General features: G+C 66.6%; 12 protein-coding genes. 3 read left to right on the forward strand and 9 right to left on the reverse strand.

Annotation, left to right across the window (positions count from 1 at the left end; all coding sequences use genetic code 11):
* Positions 1 to 56: 56 nt before the first annotated feature.
* The 7 genes from AC1D1F_RS17805 to AC1D1F_RS17835 all read right to left on the reverse strand — a co-directional run bounded on the left by AC1D1F_RS17805 (position 57) and on the right by AC1D1F_RS17835 (position 8,327).
* Entirely contained in the window at positions 57 to 1,664 is a 1,608-nt protein-coding gene (locus AC1D1F_RS17805; protein ID WP_477696512.1) for an alkaline phosphatase D family protein, read from the reverse strand.
* A 16-nt stretch (positions 1,665 to 1,680) separates the two neighbouring features.
* Positions 1,681 to 2,454, reverse strand: a complete 774-nt coding sequence (locus AC1D1F_RS17810; protein WP_477696513.1) for a 5'/3'-nucleotidase SurE — start codon at positions 2,452 to 2,454, stop codon at positions 1,681 to 1,683.
* A gap of 11 nt (positions 2,455 to 2,465) precedes the next feature.
* Complete coding sequence (locus tag AC1D1F_RS17815) at positions 2,466 to 3,749, reverse strand: acetoin dehydrogenase dihydrolipoyllysine-residue acetyltransferase subunit (RefSeq protein WP_477696514.1); 1,284 nt, start codon at positions 3,747 to 3,749, stop codon at positions 2,466 to 2,468.
* A gap of 2 nt (positions 3,750 to 3,751) precedes the next feature.
* Entirely contained in the window at positions 3,752 to 4,750 is a 999-nt protein-coding gene (locus tag AC1D1F_RS17820; protein WP_477677759.1) for an alpha-ketoacid dehydrogenase subunit beta, read from the reverse strand.
* Complete coding sequence (locus tag AC1D1F_RS17825) at positions 4,743 to 5,768, reverse strand: thiamine pyrophosphate-dependent dehydrogenase E1 component subunit alpha (RefSeq protein WP_477677758.1); 1,026 nt, start codon at positions 5,766 to 5,768, stop codon at positions 4,743 to 4,745. The genes AC1D1F_RS17820 and AC1D1F_RS17825 overlap by 8 nt, the downstream gene beginning before the upstream one ends.
* A complete protein-coding gene (locus AC1D1F_RS17830; protein ID WP_477677757.1) occupies positions 5,765 to 7,093 on the reverse strand; it encodes an NAD(P)H-dependent oxidoreductase in 1,329 nt (442 codons plus the stop codon). Before AC1D1F_RS17830 ends, AC1D1F_RS17825 begins: the two co-directional genes overlap by 4 nt.
* Before the next feature lie 187 nt (positions 7,094 to 7,280).
* Positions 7,281 to 8,327 (reverse strand): sugar-binding transcriptional regulator, encoded by a 1,047-nt coding sequence (locus tag AC1D1F_RS17835; RefSeq protein WP_477677756.1) that lies wholly within the window; start codon positions 8,325 to 8,327, stop codon positions 7,281 to 7,283.
* Positions 8,328 to 8,460: 133 nt separating this feature from the next.
* On the opposite strand from AC1D1F_RS17835, the gene AC1D1F_RS17840 reads away from it, so the two are divergent.
* The 3 genes from AC1D1F_RS17840 to AC1D1F_RS17850 are packed head-to-tail and all read left to right on the forward strand — an operon-like array spanning position 8,461 to position 12,181.
* Positions 8,461 to 9,318, forward strand: a complete 858-nt coding sequence (locus tag AC1D1F_RS17840; protein WP_477677755.1) for a hypothetical protein — start codon at positions 8,461 to 8,463, stop codon at positions 9,316 to 9,318.
* Positions 9,318 to 10,526: an AGE family epimerase/isomerase gene (locus AC1D1F_RS17845; protein ID WP_477696515.1), complete on the forward strand. Its 1,209-nt coding sequence runs from the start codon at positions 9,318 to 9,320 to the stop codon at positions 10,524 to 10,526. Before AC1D1F_RS17840 ends, AC1D1F_RS17845 begins: the two co-directional genes overlap by 1 nt.
* Positions 10,523 to 12,181 (forward strand): Na/Pi cotransporter family protein, encoded by a 1,659-nt coding sequence (locus AC1D1F_RS17850; protein ID WP_477677753.1) that lies wholly within the window; start codon positions 10,523 to 10,525, stop codon positions 12,179 to 12,181. The genes AC1D1F_RS17845 and AC1D1F_RS17850 overlap by 4 nt, the downstream gene beginning before the upstream one ends.
* Before the next feature lie 18 nt (positions 12,182 to 12,199).
* Here AC1D1F_RS17850 and AC1D1F_RS17855 read toward each other — a convergent pair whose 3' ends face one another.
* Positions 12,200 to 13,021 carry an NUDIX hydrolase gene (locus AC1D1F_RS17855; RefSeq protein WP_477677752.1) on the reverse strand — a complete coding sequence of 274 codons (822 nt, stop codon included), beginning with the start codon at positions 13,019 to 13,021 and terminating at the stop codon, positions 12,200 to 12,202.
* Between the two features lie 18 nt (positions 13,022 to 13,039).
* On the reverse strand, positions 13,040 to 13,252 hold a 213-nt coding region (locus AC1D1F_RS17860; RefSeq protein ID WP_477677751.1), incomplete at its 5' end, for a hypothetical protein.

A 13,252-nucleotide genomic window follows, 5' to 3' on the forward strand; every position in this document is an offset into this window, starting at 1 on the left:
CCTAGCTGTCTATTTAGTTATCAAAATGCGGTCACGGAAAAACCTGGCAACTTCGGCTATTGGGGCGCTATGACCTCCGTGTGGAGCACGACCCCCTCAAGATCACAGAGCTTGACGGTCAGGCAGCGCGAGACGGGATCGATCTCGACCTCGCCGAAAAACTGGTAGCCGGCGGCCGGGCTGGCACCGCGCACCGGCGAAGCGCGCGAGTAGCGCACCTGGTTGCCGAAGGTCGCATCGGGGTTGAAGGGGCCGTAGGAGCCCGCATGCAACGGCCCCGAGACAAACTCCCAGAAGGGCAGGAAGTCCTTGAACACCGCCTGTTCGGGATCAAAATAATGCGCGGCCGTGTAATGCACGTCGGCGCAGAGCCAGACGATGTTGTGGATGGCGTTCGCCTTGATGAAGGACAGCAGGCCGGCCAGCTCGATCTCACGGCCGCTGGGCTCACCGTCGTCGCCGTTGGCCACGCCCTGCCACTTCACCCGGCCCTCGGCGTCATGGCCGTCGGCCACATTCGTGCCTATGGGCATGCCCGCCGCGATGACCTTCCACTGCGCAGTGGACGTCAGCAGTTCCTGCTGCAGCCACTTGACCTGCGCTTCACCGAGGAAGGCCGTGCCCGGCCCTTCGGTCTGCGTGTTGTGCGAATTCGGCCCGCGGTGCGTCTGCATGTCGACGACAAACACGTCGAGCAGCGGCCCGTACTGCACGCGCCGGTACAGCAGGCCGGCACCGCCGAAGCCTTCCAGCGGCATGGGCGAGTATTCGCGGAAGGCGCGGGCGGCCGTCGCGGCCAGCAGCTTCAGGTCCTTGCCCACATAGCGCTTGTCGCGCATCAGGTCCAGCGAGGGCGACCAGTTGTTGACGACCTCGTGGTCGTCCCACATGATGATTTGCGGCACCTCGGCGCAGAACCTCGTGAAATGCGGGTCCAGCCAGTTGTAGCGGAAGTTGCCGCGGTAGTCCTCAATGCTTTCGGCGACGCGGGTCTTGGCCAGGGTCACCACATTGGTCCAGCTGCGGCCGCGCTCGTCGTCGACCCGGTGCTGCAGCGGGTGGTCGGCGTAAATCGTGTCGCCGCAGTGCACAAAGAAATCGAGCTCGCGCCGGCGAATGGTGTCGAACATCTTGAGGCCACCCCACTCGGGGTTGATGCCGAAACCCTGGCCGTTGACATCGGCCGACCAGGCAAAGCGGACGGGCCGCGCCGCGTCGGGCGCGGAGCGGAAGCCCGAACGCCGCACCCAGGGCCCGGCATGGGCGGCCTCCAGCCCGTGGGCCGTGACGGCCAGCGAAATCGTGGCATTCCGCGGCAGGCCGGCCAGCTGGATACGCGTGGTGTAGTCGGTCACTTCGAGTGCCTGCGGCGCGCGCAGCGTGTGCCACGGGCCGGCTTCGCCGTCCGCGCTCCAGGCGATCTCAACGTCGGCCGCATAGGGCAGGCGCGCCCAGATGATGGCTGCGTCGCCGCTGACCTCGCCTATCTGGATGCCGCTGACCTGGCTGTCGTCGACCAGCGGCAAGTGCTTCTTCGCGGTGACAGCCGGCCGCGGCCCCACACGTGCCCGCATGCCGTCCGACAACTCCTTGAGCGCCAGGGGCAGGTCCAGCGGGCTTGGCAGGTGGCGCAAGACCTTGAGGGGCAAGTCGAAGGGGTTCATGGCCAAAGCGGTCTCGTCATGAGTGGGTGGTGGATTGCAGGGCGGCGTCGTTGATGCCGTCCAGCAGCGAGTCTTCCAGGCTAGCGTAGCCATTCCAGCGCAGTCGGTAAACCGTCGCAAACCCTGCTTCGAGCTGCGATTGCTCGTCGCCGGCCTGGGCCGCGCCGGCACGGCCCTTGTCATAGCGCAAGACCGTCGTGTCGGGCCCGGCTTTTTCGGCGGTAATCGCGGCCGCGATCTTGGCCCGGCCCGGCGCCGCGTGGCGAAGCGGCGCGGGCAGCACGGCCGGCAGGTTGATGCTGAGCCAAGTGTCAGGATGGTGCCACTCGTCCAGGGTTTCGCCGAAATGGCGCACCAGGCGCGCCAGCCAGGCGGCAACCTCGGGCGATTCAAGATCGCTGTCGTTGGGCGCGGAAAAACCGATCGCGGGCACACCCCAGAAGCTTGCCTCGCGCGCGATGGCCATGGTGCCCGAGTAGGCGATGTCTTCGGCTATGTTGCGGCCGTCGTTGATGCCCGAAAGCACCAACGTGGGTTTGTGCGAGTCGGCGAACAGCCAGGCAAAGGCCGCGATGGCGCAGTCGGCCGGTGTGCCGGAGCAGGCATAACGCCGCACGCCCAGGCGTGTCATGGTGAAGGGCTCATGCAGCGAAATGCTGTGGCCCTTGCTGCTGCGCTTGTCCTGCGGCGCGACCACCCAGACGTCGTCGCTGAGGCTGGAGGCGGCGCGCTCCAGGGCGGCCAGCCCTGGTGAGAGGTGTCCGTCGTCGTTGCTGACAAGAATTCGCATGGTCGTTGATGTCATGTGGTTTGCAGGGAAGAAGACGCGAAGGCCGAGGCGCCCAGTTGCTGCCGCACCAGGGAGGCGACCAACGGCGCCGCCTCGATCTGCGGCAGATGGCCCACGGCCGGCAAAGTGTGCAGCGCCACGGTGGCCGGCAGGCCCTCGGCCTGGTGTATCGGCAGCACGCGGTCCAGCCTACCCCAGAGCAGTTTCACCGGCATGACAAGCCCTTCCAGGCGACTGCGCAAGGACTCGGCCTGGGTGCCGTCGGGCAGCAGGCTGGCCGCCATGGCGGCAAGGCCGGCGCGTTTGGTCTCGTTGCCGAGTTCCTGCAGGGCCGTTGCGACAAACGAGCCGCTCAGGCGCGAGGCATCGCCGAACAATTGGGCCAGCCAGGGGCGCAGGCTGGCTTCGCTGTTCGCGCGCAGGATGCCGTCCACAAAAGCACCGTTGATCTCGGGGCCCAGCCCGGCCGGGGCCAGCAGGGTCAGCGAGCGCAGGCGGGAACCGAGCAGGCTCGTCAGTGCCAGCGCCGTGCCGCCGCCCATGGAATGGCCCAGCAGGTGGACTTCGTTGATGCCTTCGCTGTCCAGCCGGTCCAGCACCATCTGCGCGACTACCTCAAAACAGGCCACCTCGGCGCGCGGCGACTTGCCGTGGTTGGGCAGGTCTATGCCGAGCACCGGAAGGTCGCACAGCTGGTCGGCCAGCAGGCGCCAGGACCCCTGCGAGGTGCCGAAACCATGCAGCATCACCAGCGGCACGCCCTCATGGCGCGAAAACCAGTGCAGGTTCAGGGCGCCAGTGGTGACTTGGCTTGCCGGACGTTTCGTACCCGCCAGGTCGGCGGCCAGCACACGGCCATCGGGGCCGGAGCCGCTGACCTTGTTCAAATCAATGCCGCGTTCACGCGCGAGGCTGCGGGCCAGCGGTGTGGCGCGCAGCAGTGTGGATTGGGTTGCGGCAATCACCTCAGGGCCGGCTTGCGCAGTCACCGGCGCAGGCGCTTGAACCACATCCTGCGGCGCACCAGGTACCGCACCCGTAGCGGGCAGCGCCTCACCCGGCTGCAGAATCCAGCCGACGATCTGCCCGACCGGCATGGTCACGCCGACCACGCCATCTATGCCCTGCACGATGCCGTCGGCAGCCGCGTCGATCTCCATCGTCGCCTTGTCGGTCTCGATCTCGAACACGACCTGGCCCTTGGTGACGGTGTCGCCGTTCTTGACGTACCAATGCGCGATCTTGCCTTCGCTCATGTCCATGTCGACGCGCGGCAGTATCAGTTCCACCGCCATGTTCAGGCCCTCACCAACAATGAACGTTTTACCGCCGCGACAATGTCGGGCACCTGGGGCACCGCGGCTTTTTCGAGTTCGGGGTTGTAGGGCAAGGGGCAGTCGGCGCCACCCAGCCGGATGATGGGCGCGTCCAGCCGGTCGAAGGCCGCGCTCTCGGCGATCATCGCGCTGACCTCGGCGCCTATTCCCAGCTGCTTGGTGCCTTCGTAGACACAGACCAGGCGCGTGGTCTTGCTCACGCTCCTGATCAGGGTGGAATGATCCAGCGGCCGCAGCGAACGCAAATCCACCACCTCGGCCGAAATGCCCTGGGCCGCGAGCAGCTCGGCGGCCTCCAGTGCGCGGTGCACCATGATGGCGGTCGCGGCGATGGTGACGTCGGTGCCTTCGCGGCGCACGCGAGCCTCGTGCAAGGGCTCGGTGTAATAGCCTTCGGGGACAGGGCCCTTCATCTTGTAGAGCAGCTTGTGCTCGAAGAACATCACCGGGTCCGGGTCTTCGATGGCGGCCAGCAGCATGCCCTTGGCGTCGTGCGGCGTCGAGGGCTGCACCACCTTGAGGCCGGGCACGTGGGCAAACCAGGCTTCCAGGCTCTGGCTGTGCTGGGCCGCGGCGCCGGTGCCTGAACCACTGGGGAAACGCATGACCAGCGGCACCGAAGCCTTGCCGCCCAGCATGAAACGCATCTTGGCGGCCTGGTTGACTATCTGCTCCATCGCCAGCGAGGCGAAGTCGGAAAACTGGAATTCATAGACCGGCCGGCGCCCCATCAGGGCCGCGCCCACCGCGACGCCCGCGCCGCCGAGTTCGGAGATCGGCGTGTCCATCACGCGCTCCTCGCCGAAGCGCTGCACCAAATCGCCGGTGACCTGAAAGGCGCCGCCGTAGACGCCGATGTCCTCGCCCATCAGGAAGACGCGCTCGTCGCGCTCCATCGCGATGCCCAGCGCTTCCTGGATAGCCTGCGAATAAGTCAGTTCACGCAACGCTTCAGCCATGGACGGTCTCCGCCACGGGTGCGGCATAGACAAAATCCGTCAGGCTGGCGATGTCGGGCGCCGGGCTGTCCTTGGCGAACGTCACCGCGTCTTCGATTTCCTGTTCCACGCTTTTCACCAGCGCATCCACTTCATCCTGTTCAATCATTCCGTGCTTCAGCAAGTCCTGCTCGAACAGCACGATGGGGTCGCGTTCGACCCAGGACTCGATTTCTTCCTTGGTGCGGTAGCGGTTGCGGTCGCTTTTGGAATGGCCGCGGTGCCGGTAGGTCAGGCATTCGATCAGGGCCGGGCCGCCGCCGGCGCGTGCGCGTTCAATCGCCGCGTGCGCCGCTTCGGCGACGTCGGCAAAGCTGTTGCCGTCGATCGTGAGCCCGGGCATGTCGTAGGCCAGCGCGCGCGTGGCGATTTTTTTCACGGCGGTGGAACGCTCGGTCGAGGTCGACATGCCGTACTTGTTGTTCTCGCAGACAAAGACCACGGGCAGCTTCCAGATCGCCGCCATGTTCAGGCCTTCGTGAAAAGCGCCTTCGTTGTTGGCGCCGTCGCCGAAGAAGCAGACCACCACGTTGGGCTTTTTCATCTGCTTGAGCGCCAGCGCGGCGCCGACAGCGATCGGGATGCCGCCGCCCACGATGCCATTGGCGCCCAGGTTGCCGCCCGCCACGTCGGCGATGTGCATGGAGCCGCCGCGGCCGCGGCAGTAGCCGGTGTCCTTGCCGAAAAATTCGGCGAACATGTATTTGGGCTCCGCGCCTTTGGCAATGCAGTGGCCGTGGCCGCGGTGCGTGGAGGTGATGCAGTCCGCCGCGCCCAGGTTGATGCCGACGCCGACGGCGCTGGCCTCTTGCCCTATCGACAAGTGCATGGTGCCGTGCACCAGGCCGCGCATATAGGCCTGTTCGGCGCCTTCCTCAAAGCGGCGAATCAGCACCATCTGGCGCAAGGCCTTGTGCAGGGCCGCCTTGCCCAGGCGGGTGTAGGCCTGGGGGGCGGTGGGTTTGAGCACGGCGTTCATGCGTGCTCCAGCACGCCGTAGACCAGCTCGTCCTGGCGCCGGCGCAGCTCGACGATGCGCGAGCCCGGGTCGACCGCGACATTCGCGTAGGTCAGCAGCTCGCCCTTGTGGATGTGCGCCGTCACCGTGCCGCGCTCGATCAGGCCGCAGGGCACGGCGTTCTTCGCGCGCGCGTCACCGGCCGCCATGGCCCAGGCGCGGTAGGTGTATTCGCCGATCGCGTCCAGCCGGTCGCCGGGTTTCAGGTCGCACTTGGCCAGCGCGCAGACTTCGGCCGTGGGCCTGGGCAGCGGCGCCATGTCGGCGCGGCCATAGAGCACGGCGCGCGCGCAGGTCAGCGGCACTTCCAGGCTGCACAGGTGGTAAGGGCGGTAGAAGGTGTAGTAAGGGCCGGTGCCCAGCTTGAGGTAGTCCATGCGCTCGCGCAGCCGCGGGTGCGCCATCTCGGCGACCACAAACACACCGGGCGCCACGCCCTTGCCGACGGTGTAGTCGACCACGCCCTTGCGCGTGAGGATGCCGCCGTCGGCGACCGGGCACAGCACCTTGTGCAGGTCTTCCAGCGAGGCATTGGGGCCGTGCATGCCGGCGATGTCGGGCACCAGGCCGGTCGCGTTGGCGATCGCCGACATCTCGACGGCGGTCTTGGAGCCGTCGACGAACTCGACCAGCATGCGCGGGTTCAGCCCCTTGCCCAGGGCTTCCTCGGTGTAGTCGTCAGGCGTCGCGTCGACGTTGAGCGGGTTGTTCTTGCCCTTGCCGGCGGCGATCACCGGGTAGCCCAGCGCCGAGACGAAGTTGATCAACTCGATGGCCGCGCTGGGCTCGTCGCCCGCGCCCAGCGAATAGATCACGCCCAGGCGGTCGGCCTCGTGCTTGAGGTAGGCGCCTATGGTGACGTCGGCCTCGACGTTCATCATCACCAGGTGTTTGCCGTGCTCCATGGCGGTCAGGCCGATCTGCGCGCCGACGGCGGGTTTGCCGGTGGCGTCGACGACCACGTCGATCAGGCCGCAGGCGCAGACCAGCTGCGCGTCCTGCGTGATGGCGATGCGGCGATCCCGTATCGCCTGCTCCAGCGCGCTGGCCGTGTTGACGACGCGGTGCGCGTCGGCGTTGTGGCCGGCCGAGGCCAGCGCGGCGACGGCGGCCGGCACGTTGATGTCGGCAATCGCCGCGACGACGATGCCGCGCATCTGCAGCACCTGGGTCACGATGTCGGTGCCCATCATTCCCGAGCCGATCAGGCCTATGCGCACCGGTTTGCCCGAAGCCTCGAGCCTGAGCAGGTCAGCGGCCAGGCCGCTGGGCGTAAAACCATTCATCCAACACCCCATTTCGTCGATTTGAAAGACCGGTACGGCGCCGGCTCAAACTCCGCGCTTGTGTACATTTGATCTTAATCTTATACTTATGTACATCATGAGCGCAAGCAGAAACCACCGGCCGATGTCGAATCAGCCGCGATTTAGGGGTAATCCCCGAGAGGTGGGAAAGGCTTGGGCCGGCGCTTCAGCCGGCCTGGCCGGCAAGCTTGATCAGCGCGCGCGCGGCGTGTTCATCGGTGATCAGGGTGGTGGGCTTGATCAGGCGCAGGGCGCCCAGCAGGGCCTCGGCCTTGCCGACGCTGCCCGAGGCCAGGATGCGCTGCGGCACGGCCTTGAGCGTCTCGACGGGCACCGACATCACGCGGCCCTGGACAGGGTCATTGATGAGTTCGCCCTTGCGGTCGTAATAGTGGAACAGCAGATCGCCAACCGCACCCATTTTCACGACGCGGCGGCGCAGCTCTTCGGGCATCACGCCGTAGCGGTAGGCCGTGCCTTCGGGCGACACGTCGCCGACGCTCACCAGCACGGCGTCCAGCAATTTGGCGTTGTCGAAGACCTCGCCCAGGCCGCAATGGTCGATGAGCGTCTGCCGCGTCTGCGGCGAATCGACGACGGCGGGCGCCGTCATCAGGTAACACTCGGCCTGGAACAGGCTGGAAAACCGCCAGGCGAACTCGGAAGGGTTGAAGCGCCTGACCTTGGTGATGCCGCCCAGCAGTGAGATCACGCCGAGGTCGGCAACCGGCGCCTCGCTCATGAAACGCAGCGATTCATGCAGCGTGCGCCCCCAGCCCAGGCCTATGCGCATGCCGGGGCGCAGCAAGCCGGCCATGTACTGGCCGGTAGCCGCGGCGATGGGAACGGTAGCATCGACGTCGGCATCCGACACCGGCGCCACCACCGCCTCGCCCAGGCCGAAGAGTTTTTCGAGCTCGCGCTCCAGCGCGATGCATTCGGGCACGCCGGTTTCGATGCTGAACTTGATCTCGTTGCGCTCGCGCAGGTCGGACAGCAGCCGCACCACGGTGACCCGGCCTATGCCCAGGCGCTGCGCGATTTCGTTTTGCGTCATCTCCTCGACAAAATACATCCAGGCCACGCGCAGGCGCATGCGCTTGTTGCGCTGGCTGGGCCCCGCGCCCGCGAGCGGCGCGTCCGCTTCGGCCGCGGCGGTTTGCGGCTGCGCGGCGGCTTTGCCTTCGGCTGGGTTTTTCGCGGGTTTGGGCAAGGCGGCTCCTGATTCTGGGGAAGTGACCGATTTGGCCAATTTGGTCAATTTAGGCCGGTTTGGGGTGCAAAATCAGGCTTCAGGCCCTCTCCGTCCGGCTGTCATGCTAACGTAAACCATTGATGGGATTTTCATGACACACAACATATTGCCCACCGCCCGCCCGGCCCGCAGCGTCCAGCCGACGCGCACCGCCGTGCAGCTGGCGCTCAAGGACGAACTGCGCACCTTCGGCTTCAACCTGCAGCGCGGTGCGCACTGGCTGCTGCAGGATGTCGGCAGCAGCCTGGTCAAGCAGGCCGAGCCGCGCAACGAGGCCGGCACGCTGCACAAGCTGCACCACCTGATCGACTCGACGGCCCAGGCCACCTTCTCCACGCTGCAGGTCGCGCAGCAAGCCGCGGCCGTCGCGGTGTTGCCGGACGCCGCCTACCGCACCCTGCACTTTGAACTGCAGCCGATGGCCGACTACTTCCTGCAGCAAAGCGACCCGAAAAATCCGTCGCAGCATTTCACCAATGCCTTTTACTGGCTGTTGCGCCACGCCCTGGCCGGCAAGGCCGGCAGCGCGCTGATCGCGCGCCAGCAGGCGATTGACGAGGCTTTCTGGCAGGTGCTGGAGCAGCATGCCGGCCTGATCGCCCGCGCGCAGGAGGCCAAAGCCTCGCCGCGCGACCACGCCGCGCTGTGCGCTGCCGTGCTGCGGGCACTCGCCGCGGCGCGTCCGGTGCGCGACGCCAGCTTGCCGCCCTGGGCCGGCCAGCCGGCGCAGCAGCCCGAAGCATCCACGGCTCTGCCCGAACTGCTCACGGTCGTGGTCGCCGTCGGCCTCGCGAAAAGCGGCGACAATCCCACCCCCGACGTCGGCGAGCGCCTGCGCCTAGCCGGGCAGCTCGTCACCGCGCGCCTGCCGCTGCTGGAGGCCGCGCTGCAGCAGCCCGACGACCAGCACCTGACCGTAGAACTCGCTTTTTTATTCCGCCACGCTTGATGCCCCCAGAGTCCTTCCCTTCTTTTCTTGCCGACACACGCCGACACGCAAAACACTGGCTGTTTGAGTCTGCCCTGCCCCTGTGGTGGGAGCGCGGCGCGGACCACGAGGGAGGCGGCTTCCATGAAAAGCTGGGCCAGGACGGCCGGCCCATCGGCAAGCCGGTGCGCGTGCGGGTGCAGGCGCGGCAGACCTATGTCTATGCCCGCGCCGGCGCCCTCGGCTGGACCGGCCCCTGGCAGGCGGCCATGCGGCACGGCCTGTCTTTCATGCTGTCGCGTTATCCCCGGCCCGACGGCCTGTTCCGCAGCACGCTGGACACCACCGACGAAAGCGTGGACCTCTACGACCAGGCTTTTGTGCTGTTCGCGCTGGCGCATGCCTATGAAGCCGAAGGCCGGCCGCCGGAATTGCTGGACACCGCGCAAGCCCTGCTGCGGCAGATTGAAGCCGCGCTGGCGCATGAGGGCGGCGGCTATTACGACGGCTTGCCGCATCAGCCCATCCTCAAATCCAACCCGCTCATGCACCTGCTCGAAGCCCTGCTGGCCTGGGTGACCCTGGGGGTTGAGGGCGGGTTCCGCGCGGCGGCCCTGACGCTGTGCCAGTTGGCCACCACACGATTGATCAACCCCGCCAACGGCGCGGTCGGTGAACTCTTCACGGCCGGCTGGGCCCCGCTGGGCGAGCCCCGTGAGCGCATGTACGAGCCCGGCCACCAGTTCGAATGGGCTTACCTGCTGCTACAGGCCGAAGCTTTGCTGGGCATTGAAGCACGCCACGAAGCCATCGCACTCGAAAACTTCGGCCGCGCTTTCGGCATCGATGCCACCCGGCAGGTCGCGCTGTTTGCCGTCAACGAAGCCGGCGACGCCACGGACCGCCGGGCGCGGCTGTGGGCGCAGACCGAAAGGCTGCGAACCTCGCTGCTGTTCGCCACGCAAGGCATGACCAACACGGCCGGGGCCGGGGCTTTGCAGGCCGCCGCGGCCGGCAGTTATTCCGGCTTGATGCGTTTCCTCGCCACCGGCGTGCCCGGCCTCTGGCATGAATGGCAGCGGGAAGACGGCGGCTTCGACCTCGCGCCCTCGCCGGCCTCCTCGCTTTACCACCTGATGACCGGCCTCGAAAGCCTGTTGACGCCCCTGCCTCCCCTGACACCTGCGGCACATCGCCCGGGCCCTGTAGAACGGACAATCACCGCATGAAGCATTTGTTGAATCTCCTGGCGGCCATCGCGCTGCTGGTCTGGGGAACCCACCTGGTACGCACCGGCATCCTGCGCGTCTTCGGCGCCAACCTGCGCCAGGTGCTGGCCGTCAGCATCAGCAACCGGCTTGCCGCCGCGGTCTCGGGCATAGGCGTCACGGCGCTGGTGCAGTCCAGCACCGCCACCTCGCTGATCGTCTCCTCCTTCGTCGGCCAGGGCCTGGTCACCCTGCCGCTGGCGCTGGCCGTCATGCTGGGCGCGGACGTGGGCACCAGCCTGATGGCCGTGGTGTTCTCCTTCGACCTGTCCTGGCTGTCGCCGCTCTTCATCTTTGTCGGCGTGGTGCTGTTCATCTCGCGCCAGGACACCAACGTCGGCCGCGTGGGCCGCGTGCTGATAGGCCTGGGCCTGATGCTGCTGGCGCTGCGCCTCGTCACGGCCTCCACCGAAGTCCTCACGCAGGCGCCGGCCGTCAAGGCCCTGCTGGCCTCGCTGAGCAGCGACCTGCTGCTAGAGATCACCGCCGGCGCCTTCCTGGCCGTGGTGTCGTATTCCAGCCTGGCCATCGTGCTGCTCACGGCCACGCTGGCCGCCTCGGGCGTGATCCCCATCGACGTCGCGCTGGGCCTGGTGCTGGGCGCCAACCTCGGCAGCGGCCTGCTGGCCGTGCTGACCACACTGCGCTCACCCGTGGAAGTGCGGCAGGTGCCCCTGGGCAACCTGCTGTTCAAGCTGCTGGGCATCGTGATCGCCGCGCCCCTGATCGGCCTGTGGCTGCGCCATGTGCGGCCCTACCTGGGTGAGGCGGCCACCGTGGTCGTGTTGTTCCACCTGGCCTTCAACATGCTGGTGGGCGCGGTCTTCATAGGCTGGACGCAGGTGATCGCGCGCTGGGTTGAAAAACTGCTGCCCAAACCCGAAAAGAACAAGGCCGGCGGCCGGCCCCAACACCTGGACCCTTCGGCCCTGGCCACGCCCTCGCTGGCGATCTCCTGCGCCGCGCGCGAGGCGCTGCACCAGGCCGACGTGGTGGAAAGCATGCTGCTGGGCGTGCTGCAGGTCATACGCAACAACGACCTCAAGCTGGCCGAAGACCTGCGCAAGATGGACGACGCCGTCGACGAGCTGTATTCATCGATCAAGTACTACCTGACCAAGATCTCGCGCGAGGCGCTGGCCGAGGAAGAAAGCCGCCGCTGGACCGACATCATCAGCTTCACCATCAACATGGAGCAGATCGGCGACATCATCGAGCGCGTGCTGATCGACATCGAAGACAAGAAGATCAAGCCGGGCCGCAGTTTCTCGGAAGCCGGCATGGCCGAGATCGTCGAGCTGCACGAGCGCCTGGTAGACAACCTGCGCCTGGGCATGAGCGTGTTCCTCAACGGCACGGTGCGCGACGCGCAAAAACTGCTCGAGGAAAAAGCCCGTTTCCGCGACCTGGAGCGCGCCTACGCCACCACCCACCTGGGCCGGCTGTCGGCCAACACAGTGCAAAGCCTGGAAACCAGTTCGCTGCACATCGACCTGATCAGCGAACTCAAGCGCATCAACTCGCACATCTGCTCGATCGCCTACCCGATCCTCGACTCGGCCGGCGCGCTTGCGCCCAACCGGCTGCGTGCTTCCGCCCTCACAGACCAGGTCTGAGAGGACCAGTTCTGAGGTTCAGGCCGTGAGGCCCATGGCGTCTGAAAGAATCAGCGCCGCTTCGGTCGTGAACTCGCCGCGCTGCAGGGCCTCGAGCAAGTCTCCGGCCTCCATCAGGCGGAACTGCTCGACCTCGCCGTCCTGGTTGTCCGGCGCCATGCCCTCGGGCACGGTGCAGACATACCAGTCGATGTCCTCCACCACATAACCCGCGCCGTTACCGTCCGTGGCCGGCCGCCGCGTCGCCAGGCGCCCGCCGTAGCGCATGGCCTGCAGTTGGGCCGTGTGCAGGCCGGCTTCTTCCCAGGTCTCGCGCACCAGCGCGGTTTCCACCGTGTCGACCGCCGACACCATGCCGCCCATCAGCGTGTCCCACAGGCCCGGGTCGTTGGATTTATTGAAAGCCCGCTGCTGCACCCAGAAGCGCCCGTCCGGCGACTGCCCCACCAGGTGCACCGCCAGCGTGGTGATGCCCAGCGGCCGCACCGCCGCGCGCTCCACCGTGCCCTTGCGATGGCCGAACTGGTCTGGCACCGCGAGCTGCTCGTCACGCCAGGCGCCGGCCAGGCCCGCCTCATGCAGCGCGACCGCGATCTTGTTCAGGCTGGTCGTGACGTCCCCCATCACGCGCCAGCCCAGGGTTCCGGGACGCTCTTCCTTGAGCAACGGGTGGTCTCCGTCGGTCATGGTGTGGAGGGTCAGCTTGTGGAAGAAACCAGGCTCTACTGAGCCGATCATGGATTCGCCGGCCCACAACGGGACGCGTGGGCGCAGCGGGGGTACGGTTGCACCTGCGCGGAGCTCGCGCAACCATTGCGGGTCGTAAGGGGGGGTTGTCATGGTTCTTGGGGTTGGGTTTTAGTTTACTTCGGTGGGCTTGCGATGTGGGGTTTTCTCTGTTTGGTTCTGCTGGCCGGGGTTGCCGGCAGCAAGTAACTTTCTTTTGCTTCGCCAAAAGAAAGTCACGGCGGATTCAAGGACCAAGTGCAACACTTCCAATCCAAGAGGAGTTGCATGACAAGAACATATCGACAATTGAGTGCCGAAGAGCGAGGCACGGTAATGGGCATG

The organism is Polaromonas sp. P1_H6 (assembly GCF_056405195.1).